Genomic DNA, 20,728 nt, shown 5'->3' on the forward strand with positions numbered 1-20,728 from the left:
AATGAAAAAAGATAGTAGGGACATAGAAAAATTACTGATTCAGGGGCTTACAGACGGAAATCGAGACAGCTATAAAATAGTATTTAATCAATACTATTCCTGGCTGTATAACTACGTTTATAAGCTTTCTAATAATTCGTCATTGTCTGAAGATCTGGTGCAAAATGTTTTACTTAGACTTTGGGAAAAAAAATCAACTTTACGAATTACTTCATCTTTAAAAAATTATCTTTTCAGATCTTGTCATAATGAATTTCTAATGCATCTACGGAAACAAAAAAAGGAATACGACGCATTAGATTCTCTAAGATGGGAAGCCATATTCGAAATGTATACTAGCGAAGAAGAAAACCAATTAGATCTAAATTGGTTAAAACTTGAAAAGGCTATTGAGCAACTTCCAAAAAAATGTAGAGAAGTATTTAAACTTAGCCGTTTAGAGCAAAAAAAACATAAAGAAATAGCCGATATTTTAGGAATCTCTACTAAAACCGTTGAAATTCATATTAGCAAAGCTTTGCGTTTCCTAAAAACAAATGTTTCTATTTTTTTCTTTTAAATCTTCTACTGTAGAATACACAATGAAGTAGTATCAAGCTATACTATAACACTAAGTATCAAAAAACTATATCAACACTACGCCATCAAACCCCTTATCATTAACAAATTGCTAAAAAATGTTTGTTTTTTAACAGTTAATGATACTATTTTAACATTTTTTCAAAAAATAAATGTTTTCTTTTTCTTAGTTTTGTTTAACGATTTATAAAAAAAAGTGAACAATATTAAACAAACATTTAGTATTAAAGATCTGGAGAATCTTTGTGGTGTAAAAGCGCACACCATAAGAATATGGGAAAAAAGATATAATCTACTTTCTCCTGATCGTACTGATACCAATATAAGAACATACAATTTAAAAAATCTTCAAAAACTACTTAATGTTACCTACTTGGTAAACAGTGGTTACAAAATATCTAGAATTTCTAAATTAGGTACACAAGAAATTAATGAATATGTAAGAAGTATCGTATCTGACAATAGCATCAAAAATCAGGCTATAAACTCCTTTAAAATTGCGATGCTAAATTATGATCTTGAGCTATTTTTAGAAACATATTCACAACTAGAGAGCAAAAGAAATTTTAAAGAAATATTTGTTGATTTTTTTATTCCTTTATTAAAAGAAATAGGATTATTATGGCAGACAGATACAATCAGCCCTGCACATGAACATTTTATCTCTAATTTAATAAAGCAAAAGTTATTACTAAACATTGAAAAACTTCAATATTCTAAACCTACCAAAACGGATAGAGCTTTTATTTTATTTCTTCCAGAAAACGAAATACATGAATTAGGTTTATTATATATTAATTACGAAGTACTCTTACATGGATATAAGGCTATTTATCTAGGCCCAAGTATTCCTTTAGACAGTCTGCCTAATATGCTTTCTTTTCATGATGATGTGGTGTTTATATCCTATTTTACCATCAGACCAGAAAAAGATAATATAAAAAAATACCTCGAAGATTTTAATACAATTGTATGTGCCAATAGAGTCAATGAGTTATGGATATTAGGCAAACAAATCATGCATATTTCTAATAACACAGGACACAACCATCGTTATTTTGAATCAATTAGCTCATTAATTTCTGAGCTTTAATTTTATAAGTATTTCAGTTATGTTTAAAAAGATAGCAATCATCGGTTCTGGATTTTCTTCGCTTTCTGCTTCGTGCTATCTGGCTAAATTAGGATACGATGTAACTATTTTTGAAAAAAATGCAACTGTTGGTGGTAGAGCCGGGCAATTAAAAAAAGAAGGGTTTACATTCGACACTGGCCCTTCCTGGTATTGGATGCCCGATGTATTTGAACGTTTTTTTAGGGACTTTAACACATCTGCCTCTGATTATTACACCTTAGATAAACTACACCCTGCATACAAAGTTTTCTTTAAAAACAATGAAAGTATCACGATAGGTGGTTCATTAGAAAAAATATATGAAACTTTTGAAGCAGAAGAAAGAGGCAGTTCGGTTAAACTACAAAAGTTCATCAAAACTGCACAGAATAATTATGAAATTGCAATTAAGGATTTAGTCTATCGACCAGGAGTTTCCTTATTAGAACTGGTAACAAAACAAACAATTCTAAGAGTAGGTCAATTTTTTAGTACTATTTCTAAAGAAGTTCGTAAAGAATTTAAAAGTAAAAAGTTAATCCAAATTCTTGAGTTTCCTGTACTGTTCTTAGGTGCTAAACCAAGTGATACTCCTGCTTTTTATAGTTTTATGAACTATGCTGATTTTGGGTTGGGAACTTGGCATCCCAGGGGAGGAATGTATAGTGTAATAGCAGGGATGGAAGAATTATCCAGATCACTTGGTGTAACAATTCACACCAATGCAACTGTCGAAAAAATAGTAGTCGAAAACAGTCATGCAAAAGGCATTATTGCAAATGGTAAAAAAATAGATGCTGATATTGTATTATGCGGAGCAGATTATCATCACGGAGAAACATTATTAGCACCAGAGTATCGACAATATTCTGAAAAATATTGGGAGCGTAAAACTTTTGCTCCTTCTTCTCTAATTTTTTATGTAGGGTTTGATAAAAAATTACAAAATATCAACCATCATAATTTATTTTTTGATACCGATTTTGAGCAACATACAAAGGATATTTATGACACCCCAAAATGGCCTAACGATCCGTTGTTTTATGCTAATTTCACTTCTTTAACAGATCCAGAATCTGCTCCTAAAGGCAAAGAGAATGGTTTTTTTCTTATCCCGTTAGCTCCTGGAATAGAAGATACCGATGAATTAAGAGAGCATTATTTTGATAAAATCATGACTCGTTTTGAGGCACTTACAAATCAAAATGTTAAAAATAGCATTATCTTTAAAGAGTCCTTTTGTATTAAAGATTTTATAAAAGAATATAATTCTTACAAAGGAAATGCCTATGGAATGGCTAATACACTTTTACAAACTGCATTCCTAAGACCTAAGTTAAAAAGTAAAAAAATAAAAAATCTATTTTTCACCGGGCAACTTACTGTTCCCGGTCCAGGTGTACCCCCATCTTTGATTTCAGGAAAACTAGTAGCCGGATTAATCGAAACTCATTATAAGTATGACAAGACGTTAAAACCTAGTACAACAATATAACAAACTCAATTAAACCTTAAATCCTATCTTATGAAGTCTATTTTTGATACTGTATCGCAAAGTTGTAGCAAAATTGTTACGAATTCCTACAGTACATCATTTTCGCTTGCTTCAAAAATGTTATCAGATTCTATACGACAGGACATTTACAATATTTATGGTTTTGTAAGATTTGCAGATGAAATTGTAGATACATTTCATGAATATGATAAAGAAAAATTATTTAATGATTTTGAAGAGGAAATGTACAAAGCAATTAAAAATAAGATTAGTCTAAATCCTATTCTTAACTCTTTTCAAAAAACAGTTCATCAATATAATATTAATCCGGAGTTGTATGAATCATTTATGAAAAGTATGCGATTAGATTTGCATAAAACCAACTATCTAACAGATCAGGAATACAAAGATTATATTTATGGATCGGCAGATGTAGTTGGATTAATGTGTTTGAAAGTTTTTGTGAATGGAGATGCCGAAAAGTATGCTAATTTAAAGCAAAGCGCAATGCATTTGGGTTCTGCTTTTCAGAAGGTTAATTTCTTACGGGATCTAAAAACAGATTTTGAAGATCTTAACAGGACCTATTTTCCGAATCTAAATTTAAATGAACTCGATGAAGAATCTAAACTTAAAATTATTAAGGAAATAGAAGAAGATTTCGATAAAGCTTTACAAGGTATCTTAAGACTTCCTGTTGAAGCAAAATTTGGAGTATATACTGCATTTATTTACTATAAAAAATTATTAAATAAACTTAAAAAAACTCCGTCTTTAGAAATAAAAAATACACGTATACGAGTATCGAATTATCAAAAATTTGGATTATTAGCAAAATCCTATTTTGACTATCGATTAAACTTAATTTAGCTGTATTTTTGTATAAAACCACTTTTGTGAAAGTTTTTGTCCAAATATTAGTTTTTCTTGCCGCCTTCTCTATTATGGAGTTTATGGCTTGGTTCACTCACAAATATGTAATGCATGGTTTTTTGTGGTCATTACACAGAGATCATCATCATAAAGATCATGACAGTTGGTGGGAACGCAATGATTTATTCTTTGTATTCTATGCTATAGTAAGTATGTCTTGTATTTTGTTTCACGATTCGCATACATTTTGGATCGGAAGGGCTATAGGTCTAGGCATTCTAGCTTATGGTATTGCCTATTTTGTAGTACATGATATTTTTATACATCAGCGTTTTAAAGCATTCAGAAATACGAGCAATTGGTACGCCAAAGGAGTACGAAGAGCTCATAAAATGCATCATAAAAATATAAAAAAGGAAAAAGGAGAATGTTTTGGTATGTTAGTGGTTCCTTTTAAATATTTTAAGAAATAGATTTTATTCGGCTAATAGATTATCGATGGTTTCTCTTACTTTGGTGCTATTCCAATCTGCTGCACCAACTTTATCAATAATAATGTTTCCTTTTTTATCCAACAGATAAGTTGCAGGTATTGTTTTACTCACAAAAGGTTTTGGGTGCTCTGATAATGATCTATAGATAGGATAACTATAGTTTTTATTCTTCATAAACTTATTTAATTCTGGATCATCATCTGTAGTTACAAAGAGAAATACTACTTCATCTTTATAATCATTATACAATTTTTGTAATGAAGGCATTTCTGCTATGCAAGGAGGACACCATGTAGCCCAATAATTGATTAGAACAACTTTATCTTTTGCTATATTAAAATTAGTAGACGCTGTGTTTACTCCATGTAATTTCCAGTCATATGATGCTACCTGTGCTCTTTCTTCTACTTTTACTATTCCAGGGCTAAAAGAGAAAATTCTGGTTAAAAATATCTGCATCATTCCTCTGGTATTAGGAATAAAAAATAATATCAATATGATTGCAAAAATCACATTGGAGATGTTCTTTTTATTAAACTTCATCTATCTAAATCTTTTGTTTTTCAGAACTCATATCATGAACTCATTTGATTTTTTTATCTATAGTCACAGATATTTTGATTAGTAACAAAATCCTGAAACACCTTACAAAGTTATATAAATAAATGGCACTACATCTAAGATAGATATAGACTTAATTCTTGAAATACAGTTTTCTTAAATTAATAAAGCGCAATCTTTGATTGCGCTTTAAAACTAACAAAAAATAACAATGAACTATTATCTTGTTACACTTCCCGAAGGAAATGAAGCACTATTAAGCTCAAAGGTATAACTAGTAGGTGCGGTATCTGTACCTGCTGTACCAACCAAAGGTTTCAACAAAAATGGTGCTGCTGCATTGTCTGGAAATGGTTCTACAGAAATCACAACCGTTTTTCCTCTTACATCTAATGGAAATGTTACTCCGTCTGGAGCGTTTCTAAAAAAGTCTTCTCCTGGTAATTGTGGTCCATTAGAAGCGGTTTCACTAAACCCATTAATATCTCCAACATTATCATCTGCAGTATTATTCATTGTAAATGTTCCTGTAGAAATAGGTACTCCATCTGCTACCACCCATCCTTCATATTTCCATCCTGCATCAAGAACTGGTAAGGTTAAATTCGCTGCCGGAGGCATTCCTGGGGTACCAAACCATACTCCAAATTGATCATTACCATTATTAGCAGTTCCCGAAGCCTCATCTGTTGGGGTTCTTAAGAAAAACCCTCCTGCCGAAGCTGAAAAATCTCCTTCACCTACAGGTCCCAATCCTACTGTTGCTGTATTACCGGTTCCAAAATCACCTTTTAATAGTTTTGTATCTGATGGTGCCGGGTTTGGATCAGGATTTGGTTCTATTGTTAATACAAAAGCTGCCGCTGTCTTAAGTGATTCTGTATTTACCATAAAAGAAGTACTAGATAATTCTCCTGCACTATTTACAGAAAATGTTCCTGTAGAAACTGGAGCTTCATTAACGATAATCCATCCTTCATAAAGATAATCGCTTCCTAAGTCTTCTAATCCACTAAGATTAAGTGTTACATTTGATTCGGTAGGTACATTACCAGAGTCATCATCATTACTACATGAAGAAACAATACATCCGATAACCAGAGTACCTATAATTGCTTTTTTAAACATTGCTTTTTTTTTATGATTATTAGACCATAAAATTATTAACATTGAAGTTTTTAAAATGTTAGCCACCTAACATTAAGCAACATTTTTTAAACGAATCTCTTTTCTATTAAAATCTATGACGTTAGATTCCTTTAATTCGTTTAGAATAATATTTAGGGTTGGTCTCGATGTACCGATAAGATGAGCTATGTCTTTTTGGGTATAAGGATGCTCTATTACCATATCTCCTGTATAAGGACAACAGTGTCCATAGTCTTCTTTAAGCTCGTTTAAGAACTCTAATAATCTTGTTTTGGTATCTTTAAAGAGAAGTAATTGTAGCCTTCTTTCCAGGCGCTTAAATCGCATACCTATAAATTTATAGATTCTAAGGCTAAAAGATTGATTCTCGCGCATGAGTCCATGCATGGTTTCTACACCGATGGGACAAATAGAAGTTGTATTATCGACAGATTGCGCAAACTCTGTTCTTTTATTCTCTCCAAGAATAGCTTTTTCACCAAAAATCTCTCCCCGGGTAAGAATAGCTTTTATGACCTCATATCCATCTTCTGCATAGTATCCAATTTTTACCTTTCCTTTTTCTATAAGGTATACTTTGTTTGCAGAGTCTTCTTCAAAATAAATGTAGTCGTTCTTTCGGTAAGCATCAAAGTCGTGATCCTTTTTATACCTTTTAAACTTATGAGGGCATAATACCTTAAAGAGATCTGAATCCTCAAAAAACCAGATTGCACTCATGATGATTATGTTTTATGATGTTAGTTTATCTACTTATGTCGTAAAACACTCAAATCCCTTACATTATTGTATTAGAAACCCCTTAAAAGCTTAATTTTAAGGAGTTTTGCGAATTCTATGATATAAACTTAATTTATTGAGCAATTCTTTTACGAATTGTAGACAAATTATCTTCTATTAGTAATTCTCCATCTTTAAAAACAGTTTCTAATAATCCTTGATTCTCTTCTTGTTCAGAAACCTGATCTTTATACACTATTTTCCCTTGTTCTTCATATAATTGAATACGCCCTTTTGCAGATTTTTTAGTACCATCATCTGTGATCGGATCTTTAAATATTTCTCTTCCTTCTCCCTGTACTTCTACATAAGTAGCTTTCATTGCAAATCCAAAAGTGTCTCGGGTATTGTATTGATATGTAAAACTCCCTATTCCCAAAACCACATTAGTAGAAGCAAAACCTTTAGCTTTCAACTTTTTACAAATCTGGGTTGCTCTTTCGATTGTAATACTATCTCCATAGATAGCTCCTATTTTTGGATTCAACACTTTGTACCCCTGATCATTTATCGTTCCTCCAAATTCATCCCAAAGTAACTCTATAACACCCTTAGCAACTATTGGATTCTTATGATCACATCCGCAAATAATATCCACAGGATCACCAGAATCTGGTCTAATGACAAGTTTTCCTTCTCTTTCGAGAATTTCATTTTTTAGTTTAGGTAAATATTCTGTTAGCACTTTCCAAAGATCCCAGGTATCAGATACTACAGATAATATTCCTGTTGGATATGTTTCTAATAACCTTTTAAAAGTTCCTATTTCATCATCCTTACTTCCTGCACACATCACGCTATGTTCTGTAGCATTTACACTACCGATAACCAATTCTTTGGTAACATCTGCATTATAATATGTTTCAAAAGCTTTTGCTACAGGCAATGTATCACTCCCAGAAAAGGATAATGCATGTCCCATACCGCTAAGAATTGAAGATTCTGTACCCGACATTCCTCGCATCGAGAAATCGTGACCCTGCCAGGTAATAAACTCTATATTATCACGATCTGTTTCTATTGCAAAAGAGGATAAAATACTTTGATATTGTTTTGCAATAGTAGCAGAAGTACAAGGTTGCCAAATAATATTAGACAATAAAGTTTCCAGATAATTGGTAAGCCAGAAAAACTCTGGTTTGGTGTTCATTACTGTAAACATTGGTACTCGAATAGGAACTTCTGTTCCTTCAGGTAAAGATTTGATTTTGATAGGTAAATATCCTAAATCGTGTAATTCTTCGATATGTGTAATATCATAATCTATACCCAGATAATGATCTACATATTTTTTATATTCTGCAGTCACTTCTTCTTTGGGAAGATTAAAAAACCGTTCGTTGAATTGTTTGATTAAATATTCTTTAATAAAATACTGCAACCCAAAAAACACTACATTATCAATTCCTTCTATTCTACTTTTCCTAGGTGTCCAGTTAGAATACACAAAAGTAGTTCCGTTTGGATATTGCTCTTTGTGCCCTAATTTATAACCGTCTGTTAATAGTAATGGATTCATCTTTATTTTATTTTGCGTTATTTATACGCAAATATAGTTTTTATTTTTAAACTGATAAAATCTTAAAAGAATTTTTTTCTGGATTACTTCAAAAACTAGTAGAAAACATGCTAGTTTTCATACTTTCGATTCATGAATTCCTTAAATACTTTTTGAAAACCACTAAGATCTACTTTAGCATTTTTAACTTCAGAACTGTTTTTGTATTCTATGTAATATGTGTTTCCCGGTTTCTCAAAGAAACGTATCCCTTCTATTATTTTACCATTATCTCCTGTGAGAATGTATCCTCTAAAAATTTCAGGATCTTCTGGACGTTGTTTATCTTCTTTATGCATTTCATTAATGATGATCTCTATAAACTCATCAAAAAAAGATTGCATATTCTTATTGATAAAAATCTCTGGTTTCTCAAAATAGATTTTCTGTATATCTACCAAATCTAACTTGGTCGAATATTCCTGAAAACCACTGGTTCCATAACCATATGTTCCATCACTTTGATCATATATAAACATGGTGCTATTCGCAGGTAAAACATCTACATTTCCTTTCATAAAATATTTAACACCAATTTCTTTTTCATTTATAGTATATGAAGCCTTCCAACTCTTATTTTTCCTGAATAATTGTATTTCCAACTTCTCCCCTGCTGCAGCTAAGGTAGGCGATCCTATAATAATACTATCTCCTTTCTGAATTATCAAAGTTCGCTGATAATAGTGCTTAGCAAATATATCTATATGTAATGCTGTATATTTTTTATTCTCTATTTTTTTAGAGAATATTCCCGAAGGCGCTTCTTCATATTCATATCCATCTATTATTTTACCATTCTTATAAACAGATTTGATGTTTAATTTTGGTTTATACAAATCTCTTATATATACTTCATAATCTTCTTCACTCATCACTTCTCCTTGTTGCTCTTGTAAACCTTCTATTTCAGAAGTTTCTGCTCCTAATGCCATTTGATAAACATCTAAAGAATATTGAAATTTTGCTTCTCCATTCTCATAATAATCAACTCTGGGAAATTCATCGTTTCCTTTTGAAAAATATCCATTATATGGTTTTCCATATTTATAAAATCCTTTATATATTTTTTGAGGTTTTTCGACAATTACAAAAGAATCTTGATCAATAACATTATCCATATTTTGAGATTTTACAAGATTAAATGAAAGCATACACAATGACAAGAGTAAAATAATCTTGCTACTCCAGCTAATTCTACATCTTAATAAGAATTCGATCTTAATCATTACAAAATTTTAGAAGATAAAAATAGATCCAATTTATGTTAGAAACTACCCTGTTTTCCGTTAAAGTTAGAAAGTCTTAGTTTCTTCCTTTTTCATCAAGGTATAAAGAAGGCAATGGATCACTTTGCCAACATTTTTTAGTATCAATATCTAGTATGGTAAGTTTTCCCTTGAAACCTGCTCCTGTATCTATATTCCAGAGATTATAAGCTTTTATAGGAGTATCTTTACCATACTCAATAGTAGGGGTATGCCCGATATAAATCTCGGAATAATGACTAAACCGTTTTGGCGGATCATCTTTTAAAGCTACCTCTCCAACTTTATCGGCAAGTAACGCTGATTCCCATAATGTTCGATCCCAATAATAATTAGAATCATACTCCTCTTTTCCTACTCCATGCATCGATGTGAATCCTGCATGTACAAAAAGCCTACCCTCTTTATCCAGATAGTAATCTTTCAGCGTATTAAAAAATGCTTTATGAGTTTCTTTGGTAAGTAACCCTGATTGAATATAGCTATGGATTGTTTCTTTTCCTCCATGTGCCAACCATACAGGATTGGTTACTCCTTTTTCTAGCCATAACCCGCACCACAGGTCATGATTTCCTCGTATAAAAACACATGTATTGGATATAGAAAGATGTATAAGTTCTTGTATTACAATAGCCGATTCACTCCAACCATCTACGTAATCTCCCAAAAAAATCAGGGTATCTTCTGAAGTTACATTTGCTCGTTCTAAAACCTGAAGTAAAGCCCTATGACCACCATGTATATCACCGATTACCAGGGTTCTCATTTTACAATTGTTTGCTTAACCTATTAACAATATTATTCATCCAAGAATATTCAGGTAATTTCTTTAAATTATCTTTCAAATATTTAGGTATACCATTATAACCAATATAAGTTCCCACTATTTGCCCTGTTATTGAACAATTCGTATCAGTATCTCCTCCGCTATTTATGATTTCATCGAAAATAACATCAATAGGTTTTTCTTTTATCATATTTGCAGAAAAAATCGAAAAAGGAACTGAATTAACAACATACCCATCATTCCCTAAACTAGCAATTTCTGTTATTGATTTTGTTTTAGACAAAATATCTAATTCCAGTAACCTATCTTTTACTTTTGAATCTGGCAAATCCGAAGTAATTAATTTCATTAAACTTATTTCATTTATCCAATTCTCTTCTATAATAGTTTTAATTGCAAAAACTACTGCCAAAGCTCCAATATATGCCTCAGAATTATAATGTGTTATGGAACATATTTGTTCTATTCGTTCTCTTGAAATATTTTTAAAAAAAGCTATTGGGGCAACACGCATTGCCGCTCCATTACCTGCAGAGTATTCTCCTCTTCTACCGGTTTGACTCCAATCCAAGCCAATTTGGAGTTCTCTAATGGCTTTTAACGTTGATGCTCCTATTCCTCTAATCATTCCATTAGCAAAATAAGAAACAAAATAATTAGATAGTATTTCTGGATCCAAAAAAGGGTCTTCAATCAATGCTTCACAAGTCGCTAATGTTAATTGCGTATCATCTGTAATATCCCATTCTGGTATTTTCTCCTCTGGTTTTCCAAAAGGGTAAAAGATATTCTCTTCGATTTGTTCTACATTTTCATATCCGCTCCCTATTGCATCACCAATAGCTCCTAAGAACATTGAACCAAGAAATCTTTCTTTATTAGTAATCATCTTATTTTTTTGTAACACATCTTTAGACTCTATCACTACAATAGTCCATACATTATATCTGTTCTTAAGACATATTTAATTCCTTTAATAATAGGCTTACCTTCATGGCGTAACGGATGATGAAATACTAAAGCATCACCTAATTTTGGATTAACTGTAATCCCTTCTTCAAAATAAGTCTCTCCTCCTTTGAAATCATCATTAAGATATATCAAAAACGAGAAGAAACTGCATTCATTTTCACTTCGTTCATAACTTCCATCTCTATGCATTTTAAAGCGTTGCCCTTCGCCATATTTGTATATCCTAAACATTTCGTTAAGGCCAATTGCTCTGTAATTTCCAAAAGTTTCAACCACTAGAGGTTCTATTTCTGACCATATTTTTTCCCCAAGTATTTCATCCTTAAACAAAATACGTTGGTTATTTCGAATCCCCTTTACCATTATCTGCTTGCCATCAATATTAACTTTTGCTTCTTCAAATGAAACCTGCTCTCCTTTTTCAATAAATTGATCACACATTTCTTTAGAGAGAAAATTTTCAATGAGACATATTTCTGGATGTAACTCTTTCCTTTTCATTTAGATTATTCTTTATAATTGCTTAAGACCTCACAGGTTTTAAACTTGTGAGGTCTGGTTATATTATGATTTAAACTCAATATATTCTGGAGCGACTACATCGGTTAGCCACACTTCATTATAGGATTGATAAAACTCTATTCCTTTGGCATACATGTCGCCTGATCTCACGGTTAGAATAATAGGTTTTCCTCTTCTGGATCCTACTTTTATAGCTGTTTCTCTTTCTTTGCTTAGATGTACATGATGCCTGCTCATTTTTAGCAACCCCTTTTCTCTAATGGCATCCATAAATTTGGCCACTGTACCGTGATACAAGAATTCTGGGGGTTGTTCGGGTTGATACTCCAAATCTACCTTGATTGAGTGACCTTGACTGGCTCTAATTCTGGTATGATCTTCATTAAATGCAAAGCGTTGCTTATCACAGGATGCTACAACTTCTTCTAATACATCCATATTTAATTCAGGTCGATATCTTTTTACTTTTTGCAGTAATTCCTGTACATCTGCCCAACCATTTTCATCGAGTTGTATCCCCACTTTATCAGGGTCATGCCTTAGAATAAGGCTTAAAAATTTACTTATATGTTTATTATTTGTTTTCATTTTTTAATAATTCATTATACAGCTCAAAATTTTCCTGATCAAAACAAACAAAGATTATCTCTTCAATCTTATCTTGATTAAAATTTTTAACCGCTTCGACGGCTATTCTTGCCGCAATGTTTTTAGGGAATTTATAGATCCCTGTACTTATATTTGGAAAAGCTATCCTTTTTACTTCATTCTCAATTGCTAATTTTAATGAATTGATATAGCAGTTTTTTAATAGTTCTTCCTTTTCTTTCCCTCCATTATTCCAAACTGGTCCTACGGTATGAATAACATAATTTGCAGGAAGATTACCTGCAGTCGTAACCACAGCTTCTCCCGGATTACATTTACCTTGCTTGGCTCTAACAGCCCTACAAGCATCCAAGATAGCAGATCCGCCTTTGCGATGAATTGCTCCATCCACTCCACCTCCTCCCAAAAGAGAAGAATTTGCTGCGTTAACAATAGCATCTGCTTTAACAGTAGTGATATCAGATTGGATTACTGTTAGTTTCATTTCAGTTTCAAATATGCATTCAATTTTTCATCCTTAAATACCAGTGGTCTCTCTGCCGGAGTGATCAGGTTTTCTAAATCTTTATTTTTGACAAATTCATATTGCTCACTAACAAAATCAGAAACATCTTCAATCCCCAAAATATCATCTTTTGCATAGCTTTTTATATACTTCTTTCTTAATCCAATCTGGATGGCTCGTCTTTCTAATTTCACTCCATATGGATCATGATCGGGGTCCCATTGTAATCTCACATTAGAATTTGCAACATCTTTCTGCCAGGCTTCATACGACGTATATAGCTCTGGTTTAAATGATGAATACACTGCATTCTTTACATAATTCTCAAAAGCTTCTTTTTTGAGGTGTATCGCTAATACTACTTCTTGTCCTTCTTTTGTTCCCCAACCATTTCTGTACATCATCCACAAGAAATTAGGTTTAATCCATGTCATTCGGTCTAAGCTAAAAGCTCCTCCAAAAAATTGATGTTTTACAGCAAAAGTTCCTATTTCAGGCCGATAAGATTGGTATACTATTATTTTCTCATCATCATATTGCGCCATGATATGATACCCACTTTGGGGCCATTTTTTCTCTTGTTCTTTATATTTTTTAAGTTGTAATTTCATTTTAATTTTTTCTTTACTTCATTAATCAATTCCTCTAAGCTATTCACTTTTTGTACTCCGTATTGCTCACAGACAACATCTACATTTCCTTTTCTCCAAAATCCTTCTGGGCAACATACTACCAATTTATTACTCCTTGCGTACAATCCTAACTCTAGCAATGTTATAGGTGATTTTGTCTTTTTATCAAAATACATGATGATCATATCTGCTTTTTCTAAAGCTTCTAACTCCCAAAGTACTTGCTCTTTAAAAACTGGATTATCTATCTTTTGTTCCCAACTGGCATCCCAACTCGATCTTCTGGGGTTTAACAGTGTGACATTTTCTTTTGATAGTTTCTCTACCACCTTATCCTGCCATCTTTGAGCTACATCTAATTCTATACTTCCTGCCAGAAAAACACTTAGGTTTTTATTCAATTCTGGGATAATTGGTGGTACTATTAGATTCATTTTCTGTTATTTTTGGATCGTATTCATTATTCGCAAAATAGGTTCTGGTCTACTCTGGAATAACAGGAATTTGTACTACCTTTTCTTCATTTATATCTCTAAAGGAATTTGTTGTAAAAATGGTATCAAATGATTTGGTTAATTCTTCATACCCTTTACTAAAAATACCATGACTGATAATTAAACTTAGTTTACCTGCATTTTTTTCTTTTAGCGCTGTTGCCAATCCCAGAAAGGTTCCTCCTCCATCACAAATGTCATCAACAATTACACAATGTTTTCCTTCTAAATCATTTTCATATACTCTAAAACCAGACAAGGCTCCTGTTTTTACATCTCTTTTTTTAGAACATTCTACTACTTCTACTCCACCCAGAAATTCAGATACTTTATAGATTTTTTTTAAAGCTCCACCATCGGGAGAAATTAATACTACTTCTTCTTTGATGAAATTTAAACATTGTTTGACAAATTCATAATTCTGAATCACTGTCACATGATCTAATAACGCAGGAGTTACCTCAGAATGTGGATCAAAAATTGTTACCTTATTATAGTTTTGCGCATTAATACTATCGGTATATACTTTAACACTAAGTGATTCTCCTGCAACCATCACCCTATCTTGCCTAGCAGCAGGAAAATATGGAATAAACACATCAATCTCCTTTACATTCATTCTACGTAACGCATCGGTAGCAATCAACAACAATCCTAAATCATTAAACGAATTGATTCGTTGCGTAATCGTGATACTGTTTCCTATATCTTGATCCAAAATATTTATATGCGGTTCTCCTCCATTAAAAACAAATGACTTAAAATCAATAGATTCCTCAAAAGGTGTAAACGATGGGTCCAAATGTAAATATTTCATAATTGTGTTATTTTTACGCAAATTTATAATAGAAAGATGACACCACAAAATATTTTGCGTAAAAATTACATTATTTTAATATAATGCGCCTTCAAATATATCTTTCTGAAGGCCAGCAGTATTGATTGTAGTGATGATATTATTTAATATCGAAGAGAAATCCTTCTTCTTTAAGTTTGAAGTATTGCTTTTTATTGAATTTAAAAAGGTTTGCTGGTCTACCTCTTCCTTCAGAGATTTTTTCGTCTAACTCTTCAAGGATTCCGAAGCTTAGTATTTTTTTTCTAAAATTTCGACGATCAATTACTTTTTGCAGAATAGTCATATATAGCTTTTCGAGATCCGAAAACAAAAACTTATCAGCAAGTAAATCAAACCCTACGGGTTCATATGTAAGTTTATTCTGTAATCGCTTTTTTGCTGTTTCCAAAATATGAATGTGGTCAAATGCCAAATCCGGAAGTTCGGTCATATCAAACCATGCAACATCTTGAGCATCGGTATCTGCTTTGATTGCATAGTGTTCTGGTTTTACCAAAGCAAAATAAGTAACACTTACTACTCTATTTCTTGGATCTCTCCCTGGATCACCAAAAGAATACAATTGTTCTAAATAGTCTATGGTTACATTAGTCTCTTCTTTAAGTTCTCTAACCACAGCCTGTTCTAAACTTTCGTTTTCTAAGACCAAACCACCCGGTAAAGCCCAAGAGCCTTTAAAAGGGTTTATATCTCTTTTTATCAATAGGACATTAAGTCTCTTGTCTTTATATCCAAAGACTACAGCATCAACAGCTACTTTTATATTTTGGCGTACCATATACGCAAATTTACATATTTATGTTTTGGAATAAAAAAACTTATCAAGTTATATTAAGAAATAAAGAAGTTCAATATCAACTTATTCTTTTTTCAAATTATAAATAGCATCTATTCTTCTTCAAAATTAGCATTATAGTAATACCAGCTATAGTAATTGAATACAAAAAAGTAGTATTTTTATAGATAAGCTCATATCCTGAGAGCTATATAAAGTTCAGGATTATTACACAAAAAATTATGAAAAACACGCTTTTAAACCTAGGAAAAAAATTATCCAGAACAGAACAAAAACAAATTAATGGTGGCGGCAATCCATGTGATACATACAACGGCCCAATAGTTGTTACCTGTAGCCAATACGAACAGCTTCCTCCTCAGCACAAATTTTGTGTAATGGTTAGTGTAGACTGTTTTCCTCGTTAATTCATTTCCAATTCAAGCAAAAAAAACTCCCAAAAAGATTAATCTTTTTGGGAGTTTTTATATTTAAAATTACTCTTTTACAATGCCTTAAGCATTCTGCTTCTTGATTAAATTTAATGCAGAACCTTCATTAAACCATTCTATTTGTGAATTATTATAGGTATGATTTAACATAGCAGTATCTATAGACCCATCTGCATGAACAATTTCTAATGTTAATTGTTTTCCTGATGCAAATTGGTTAAGATCTGTAAAATTAAAAGTATCATCTTCTTGTATCAAATCATAATCACTTTCATTAGCAAACGTTAATCCAAGCATACCTTGTTTCTTAAGGTTTGTTTCGTGGATACGAGCGAATGATTTTACAATTACTGCACACACACCTAAATGACGTGGCTCCATTGCAGCATGTTCTCGTGATGAACCTTCTCCGTAGTTATGATCTCCTACAACAATAGTAGGTACTCCTGCTGCTTTATATGCTCTTGCTGTATCTGGCACACCACCAAACTCTCCTGTTAATTGGTTTTTAACAAAGTTTGTTTTTTTACCAAATGCATTTACAGCTCCAATTAAACAGTTATTAGAGATATTATCTAAATGACCTCTATAACGTAACCATGGTCCTGCCATAGAAATATGATCTGTAGTACATTTACCAAATGCTTTTATTAGCAATTTCGCTCCATTAATTTCGTTACCTATGGGCACAAATGGTGTTAACAACTCTAACCTTTCTGAAGTCGGACTTACTTTCACTTCTACACCACTACCATCTTCAACTGGAGCTAAATATCCATTATCTTTTACTTCAAATCCTTTTGGAGGTAGTTCCCATCCTGTTGGTTCATCGAACATTACCTCTTCACCATTTTCGTTAATTAACTTATCGATTAAAGGATTAAAATCTAGTCGCCCTGCAACTGCAATTGCTGCAGTTAATTCTGGTGATGCAACAAAAGCGTGTGTATTAGGGTTACCATCTGCACGCTTAGCAAAGTTTCTATTAAAAGAGTGAACGATACTATTTTTCGGAGCATTTTTAGGGTCATTATATCTTGCCCATTGTCCAATACAAGGTCCACAAGCATTGGTAAATATTTTAGCATCTAGTTTTTCAAATATCCCAAGGATACCATCTCTATCTGCTGTATATCTTACTTGCTCAGAACCTGGGTTGATTCCTAATTCTGCTTTCATTTTTAAACCTTTATCCAACGCTTGTTGTGCGATTGAAGAGGCACGAGATAAATCTTCGTAAGAAGAGTTTGTACAAGAACCTATTAATCCCCATTCTACTTGAATTGGCCAATCATTAGCTTTTGCTTTTTCTGTCATTGTACTACCAACAGCCGTCGATAAATCTGGAGTAAAAGGTCCATTTAGCAATGGTCCTAATTCAGATAAATTAATTTCGATTACTTGATCAAAATATTGTTCTGGATTTGCATATACCTCAGGATCTGCTGTTAAGTGCTCTTTTACTTTGTTTGCTGCATCTGCTACATCTTCTCTTTCTGTAGCACGCAAGTAACGCTCCATAGATTCATCATAACCAAAAGTAGATGTTGTAGCTCCTATTTCGGCACCCATATTACAGATGGTTCCTTTTCCTGTACATGACATTGATGTTGCCCCAGGTCCAAAATATTCTACTATGGCACCAGTTCCTCCTTTTACTGTAAGAATTTCTGCTACTTTTAAGATCACATCCTTAGGTGCAGTCCAACCAGATAATTTACCAGTTAATTTTACTCCTATTAACTTAGGAAACTTCAATTCCCAAGCCATACCAGCCATAACGTCTACCGCATCTGCTCCACCTACACCAATTGCAACCATTCCTAAACCACCTGCATTTACAGTATGAGAATCTGTTCCAATCATCATTCCACCTGGGAAAGCATAGTTTTCTAATACTACCTGATGAATAATTCCAGCTCCTGGTTTCCAGAATCCGATTCCATATTTATCAGATACAGATTCTAAGAAGTTAAATACTTCACTACTAATATCATTAGCATTTTTTAAATCTGTTGCTGCACCATCTTTTGCCTGGATCAAGTGATCACAGTGCACTGTTGTTGGTACTGCCACTTTATTTTTACCAGCTTGCATAAACTGTAATAATGCCATTTGAGCTGTCGCATCCTGACAAGCGATACGGTCTGGTGCAAAATCAACATAATCTTTACCCCGTGTGAACGCTTTTTTTGTTTTTACGTCCCACAAGTGTGAATACAAAATTTTCTCTGCCAAGGTTAAAGGTTTACCTGTAACTTCGCGTGCTGTATTAACACGGTCGGCTACCTGACTGTATACCTTTTTTATCATATCGATATCGAATGCCATCTCTAATTATTTTTTAGTATTGAAAAGTCTTGCGAAAATACGAATTTTAAAGGATTTTCTTAAATGAATACATTTAATCCCTTCTTTTTGCATTTTTAAAAAAATATGAGGCTTCATTTATTGAAATTCATAAATTAGAATTACGAAAATTACAATATCGCTAAAAATTAAGATAAGAAAATACTTCGCCATTTCTTCAATTCACGAAAACGTTATAGTCATTCTTCAAAAAACGATCTAAAAAAGGTGAAAACTGGCATAAAATGAAAAAGTGAAGCCGTATAACTTCACTTTTTGCAAATTCAAAACTTCTAATTTTGATACTAATCTTTTCTTTTTCTATGTTTTCTCTTGTTATGTTTTCTTTTTCTTATTTGCTCATATTGTTCTAATTGAGCTTCTGAGAGCGATGCTTTAAACTTTTCATTTTCATCTTTCATAATGGCTTTATGATTTTCACGCATCTCTTTTTGCGCCTCGCTAAGGGTAAGTTTCAATGCTTTTCTTTTTCCCTTTCTAGAAAGATCTTCATTTTTTACAATCGCCAACTGTTCTTTGGTAAAACTGGCATGCATCACCTTTCTTTGCTCTTTTCTAAGTTCTTTTTTGTTTTTTAATTCATTTTTCTGACTCTCAGAAAGACTTTCATAAAATTCTTTTCTTAATGCCTTGCGACCCATATGATTTTCCTCGGGTTGGGCTGATACTACTATAGCTCCCATAAACAAAACCATGGCACATATTATATTATTTTTCATTTGTTTCTTTTTCAATTTTTCTATATTAAACAATATTCTCTGTTGAACGTTCAATACTATGACCGTTAAACATGAAAAAGGTTTAATCTTAATAAAGAAAAATAATTTCTGATTATACAGGATTGATTATACACACCTGTATTGAAGATTAACTATATCAGAAATCAACAAATCCTTTGAAAGCTTTTTAATGAAGTAGTTATTAAAACAGGCTATTAATCACATCTTCTACACTAATGCCTTCTGCTTCTGCTTTGTAGTTTTTTATGATACGATGACGAAGAATCCCCATAGCTACAGCCTGTACATCTTCTATATCCGGAGAATATTTGCCTTTGATAGCAGCATTAGCTTTGGCTGCCAGAATTAAATTTTGAGAAGCTCGCGGTCCTGCTCCCCAATCTATATAATTTTTTACTAATTCTGTTGCTGTTTCTCCATCAGGTCTTGTTTTACCCACCATGCTTACAGCATATTCAATTACATTATCTGCCACCGGAATACGGCGAATCAAATGTTGAAAATCTATAATCTCCTTAGCAGTAAATAATGGGTTAACAGTAGCGCTTGTATCTCCTGTAGTACTCTTTACAACATCTACTTCTTCCTGAAAGCTTGGATATTTAAGCTCGATAGCAAACATAAATCTATCCAGTTGCGCTTCTGGTAATGGATATGTTCCTTCTTGTTCAATTGGGTTTTGGGTTGCAAGAACAAAATATGGTAAGTCCAAAGTGTAATGATGTCCAGCAACTGTTACAGATCTTTCCTGCATTGCTTCAAGAAGTGCTGCCTGGGTTTTTGGCGGAGTACGATTAATCTCATCTGCCAAAATGATATTAGAGAATATAGGGCCTTTAATAAATTTAAAATGTCTAGTTTCATCCAGTATTTCACTTCCTAATATATCACTAGGCATCAAATCAGGAGTAAACTGAATTCTTTTAAAATCTAACCCTAAAGCTTGAGAAATGGTATTAACCATAAGGGTTTTAGCAAGCCCGGGAACACCAATTAATAATGCGTGACCGCCAGAAAAAATAGAAATAAGTATCTGATCGATAACTTTTTCTTGTCCAATAATGACTTTGGATATTTCTTTTTTGAGTTCTGAATGTTTTTTTACTAGTTTTTCTATAGCCGCTACGTCGTCTGACATATTAT

The 20,728-nt window shown here is 32.6% G+C and carries 23 protein-coding genes; 6 read left to right on the forward strand and 17 right to left on the reverse strand.

The window, feature by feature from the left end:
• The first annotated feature begins 1 nt into the window (after position 1).
• From DG435_RS07515 to DG435_RS07535, 5 genes are all read left to right on the forward strand, one after another.
• A complete protein-coding gene (locus DG435_RS07515) occupies positions 2 to 559 on the forward strand; it encodes an RNA polymerase sigma factor (protein WP_106792613.1) in 558 nt (185 codons plus the stop codon).
• A gap of 216 nt (positions 560 to 775) precedes the next feature.
• Positions 776 to 1,672 carry a MerR family transcriptional regulator gene (locus tag DG435_RS07520; protein WP_106792612.1) on the forward strand — a complete coding sequence of 299 codons (897 nt, stop codon included), beginning with the start codon at positions 776 to 778 and terminating at the stop codon, positions 1,670 to 1,672.
• 19 nt (positions 1,673 to 1,691) lie between these two features.
• Entirely contained in the window at positions 1,692 to 3,188 is a 1,497-nt protein-coding gene (locus DG435_RS07525) for an NAD(P)/FAD-dependent oxidoreductase (protein WP_106792611.1), read from the forward strand.
• Positions 3,189 to 3,218: 30 nt separating this feature from the next.
• Positions 3,219 to 4,058, forward strand: a complete 840-nt coding sequence (locus tag DG435_RS07530; RefSeq protein ID WP_106792610.1) for a squalene/phytoene synthase family protein — start codon at positions 3,219 to 3,221, stop codon at positions 4,056 to 4,058.
• A 26-nt stretch (positions 4,059 to 4,084) separates the two neighbouring features.
• Positions 4,085 to 4,534 (forward strand): beta-carotene hydroxylase, encoded by a 450-nt coding sequence (locus tag DG435_RS07535; protein ID WP_106792609.1) that lies wholly within the window; start codon positions 4,085 to 4,087, stop codon positions 4,532 to 4,534.
• A gap of 3 nt (positions 4,535 to 4,537) precedes the next feature.
• On the opposite strand, the gene DG435_RS07540 is transcribed toward DG435_RS07535, so the two are convergent.
• The 14 genes from DG435_RS07540 to DG435_RS07605 form a co-directional block, all read right to left on the reverse strand.
• A complete protein-coding gene (locus DG435_RS07540) occupies positions 4,538 to 5,098 on the reverse strand; it encodes a TlpA disulfide reductase family protein (RefSeq protein WP_106792608.1) in 561 nt (186 codons plus the stop codon).
• 237 nt (positions 5,099 to 5,335) lie between these two features.
• On the reverse strand, positions 5,336 to 6,286 hold the full coding sequence (locus tag DG435_RS07545; protein WP_369871772.1) for a hypothetical protein: 951 nt from the start codon (positions 6,284 to 6,286) through the stop codon (positions 5,336 to 5,338).
• Between the two features lie 30 nt (positions 6,287 to 6,316).
• The gene (locus tag DG435_RS07550; RefSeq protein ID WP_024768743.1) at positions 6,317 to 6,985 is read right to left on the reverse strand and encodes a Crp/Fnr family transcriptional regulator; all 669 of its coding nucleotides are present in this window, start codon (positions 6,983 to 6,985) and stop codon (positions 6,317 to 6,319) included.
• Positions 6,986 to 7,118: 133 nt separating this feature from the next.
• Positions 7,119 to 8,564: a nicotinate phosphoribosyltransferase gene (locus tag DG435_RS07555; protein WP_106792607.1), complete on the reverse strand. Its 1,446-nt coding sequence runs from the start codon at positions 8,562 to 8,564 to the stop codon at positions 7,119 to 7,121.
• 110 nt (positions 8,565 to 8,674) lie between these two features.
• Positions 8,675 to 9,721 (reverse strand): hypothetical protein, encoded by a 1,047-nt coding sequence (locus DG435_RS07560; protein ID WP_159025571.1) that lies wholly within the window; start codon positions 9,719 to 9,721, stop codon positions 8,675 to 8,677.
• Positions 9,722 to 9,905: 184 nt separating this feature from the next.
• Positions 9,906 to 10,634 (reverse strand): metallophosphoesterase, encoded by a 729-nt coding sequence (locus tag DG435_RS07565; protein WP_106792605.1) that lies wholly within the window; start codon positions 10,632 to 10,634, stop codon positions 9,906 to 9,908.
• 1 nt (position 10,635) lies between these two features.
• Positions 10,636 to 11,544 carry an ADP-ribosylglycohydrolase family protein gene (locus DG435_RS07570; RefSeq protein WP_159025570.1) on the reverse strand — a complete coding sequence of 303 codons (909 nt, stop codon included), beginning with the start codon at positions 11,542 to 11,544 and terminating at the stop codon, positions 10,636 to 10,638.
• Between the two features lie 35 nt (positions 11,545 to 11,579).
• Positions 11,580 to 12,128, reverse strand: a complete 549-nt coding sequence (locus tag DG435_RS07575) for a 2OG-Fe(II) oxygenase (RefSeq protein WP_106792603.1) — start codon at positions 12,126 to 12,128, stop codon at positions 11,580 to 11,582.
• 63 nt (positions 12,129 to 12,191) lie between these two features.
• Positions 12,192 to 12,737, reverse strand: coding sequence for an RNA 2'-phosphotransferase (locus tag DG435_RS07580; protein ID WP_106792602.1), 546 nt, complete (start codon positions 12,735 to 12,737; stop codon positions 12,192 to 12,194).
• Positions 12,724 to 13,242, reverse strand: coding sequence for an O-acetyl-ADP-ribose deacetylase (locus tag DG435_RS07585; protein WP_106792601.1), 519 nt, complete (start codon positions 13,240 to 13,242; stop codon positions 12,724 to 12,726). The genes DG435_RS07580 and DG435_RS07585 overlap by 14 nt, the downstream gene beginning before the upstream one ends.
• Positions 13,239 to 13,874 (reverse strand): DUF4291 domain-containing protein, encoded by a 636-nt coding sequence (locus DG435_RS07590; protein ID WP_106792600.1) that lies wholly within the window; start codon positions 13,872 to 13,874, stop codon positions 13,239 to 13,241. The genes DG435_RS07585 and DG435_RS07590 overlap by 4 nt, the downstream gene beginning before the upstream one ends.
• Positions 13,871 to 14,329, reverse strand: coding sequence for a nucleoside 2-deoxyribosyltransferase domain-containing protein (locus DG435_RS07595; protein WP_106792599.1), 459 nt, complete (start codon positions 14,327 to 14,329; stop codon positions 13,871 to 13,873). Before DG435_RS07595 ends, DG435_RS07590 begins: the two co-directional genes overlap by 4 nt.
• A 49-nt stretch (positions 14,330 to 14,378) precedes the next feature.
• On the reverse strand, positions 14,379 to 15,206 hold the full coding sequence (prs, locus tag DG435_RS07600; RefSeq protein WP_106792598.1) for a ribose-phosphate diphosphokinase: 828 nt from the start codon (positions 15,204 to 15,206) through the stop codon (positions 14,379 to 14,381).
• 139 nt (positions 15,207 to 15,345) lie between these two features.
• Positions 15,346 to 16,026: an NUDIX domain-containing protein gene (locus DG435_RS07605; protein WP_106792597.1), complete on the reverse strand. Its 681-nt coding sequence runs from the start codon at positions 16,024 to 16,026 to the stop codon at positions 15,346 to 15,348.
• A 239-nt stretch (positions 16,027 to 16,265) separates the two neighbouring features.
• Here DG435_RS07605 and DG435_RS25490 point away from each other — a divergent pair, with 239 nt between their 5' ends.
• Positions 16,266 to 16,451 (forward strand): hypothetical protein, encoded by a 186-nt coding sequence (locus DG435_RS25490; protein ID WP_159025569.1) that lies wholly within the window; start codon positions 16,266 to 16,268, stop codon positions 16,449 to 16,451.
• An 87-nt stretch (positions 16,452 to 16,538) separates the two neighbouring features.
• Here the strand turns inward: DG435_RS25490 and DG435_RS07610 are convergent, their stop codons facing one another.
• The 3 genes from DG435_RS07610 to DG435_RS07620 all read right to left on the reverse strand — a co-directional run bounded on the left by DG435_RS07610 (position 16,539) and on the right by DG435_RS07620 (position 20,723).
• On the reverse strand, positions 16,539 to 18,806 hold the full coding sequence (locus DG435_RS07610) for an aconitate hydratase (protein ID WP_106792596.1): 2,268 nt from the start codon (positions 18,804 to 18,806) through the stop codon (positions 16,539 to 16,541).
• A gap of 323 nt (positions 18,807 to 19,129) precedes the next feature.
• Complete coding sequence (locus tag DG435_RS07615) at positions 19,130 to 19,564, reverse strand: hypothetical protein (protein WP_234420904.1); 435 nt, start codon at positions 19,562 to 19,564, stop codon at positions 19,130 to 19,132.
• Positions 19,565 to 19,766: 202 nt separating this feature from the next.
• Positions 19,767 to 20,723 carry a MoxR family ATPase gene (locus tag DG435_RS07620; RefSeq protein WP_106792594.1) on the reverse strand — a complete coding sequence of 319 codons (957 nt, stop codon included), beginning with the start codon at positions 20,721 to 20,723 and terminating at the stop codon, positions 19,767 to 19,769.
• Positions 20,724 to 20,728: the final 5 nt, after the last annotated feature.

The organism is Aquimarina sp. Aq78 (assembly GCF_900299525.1).
Classification (GTDB): Bacteria; Bacteroidota; Bacteroidia; order Flavobacteriales; family Flavobacteriaceae; genus Aquimarina.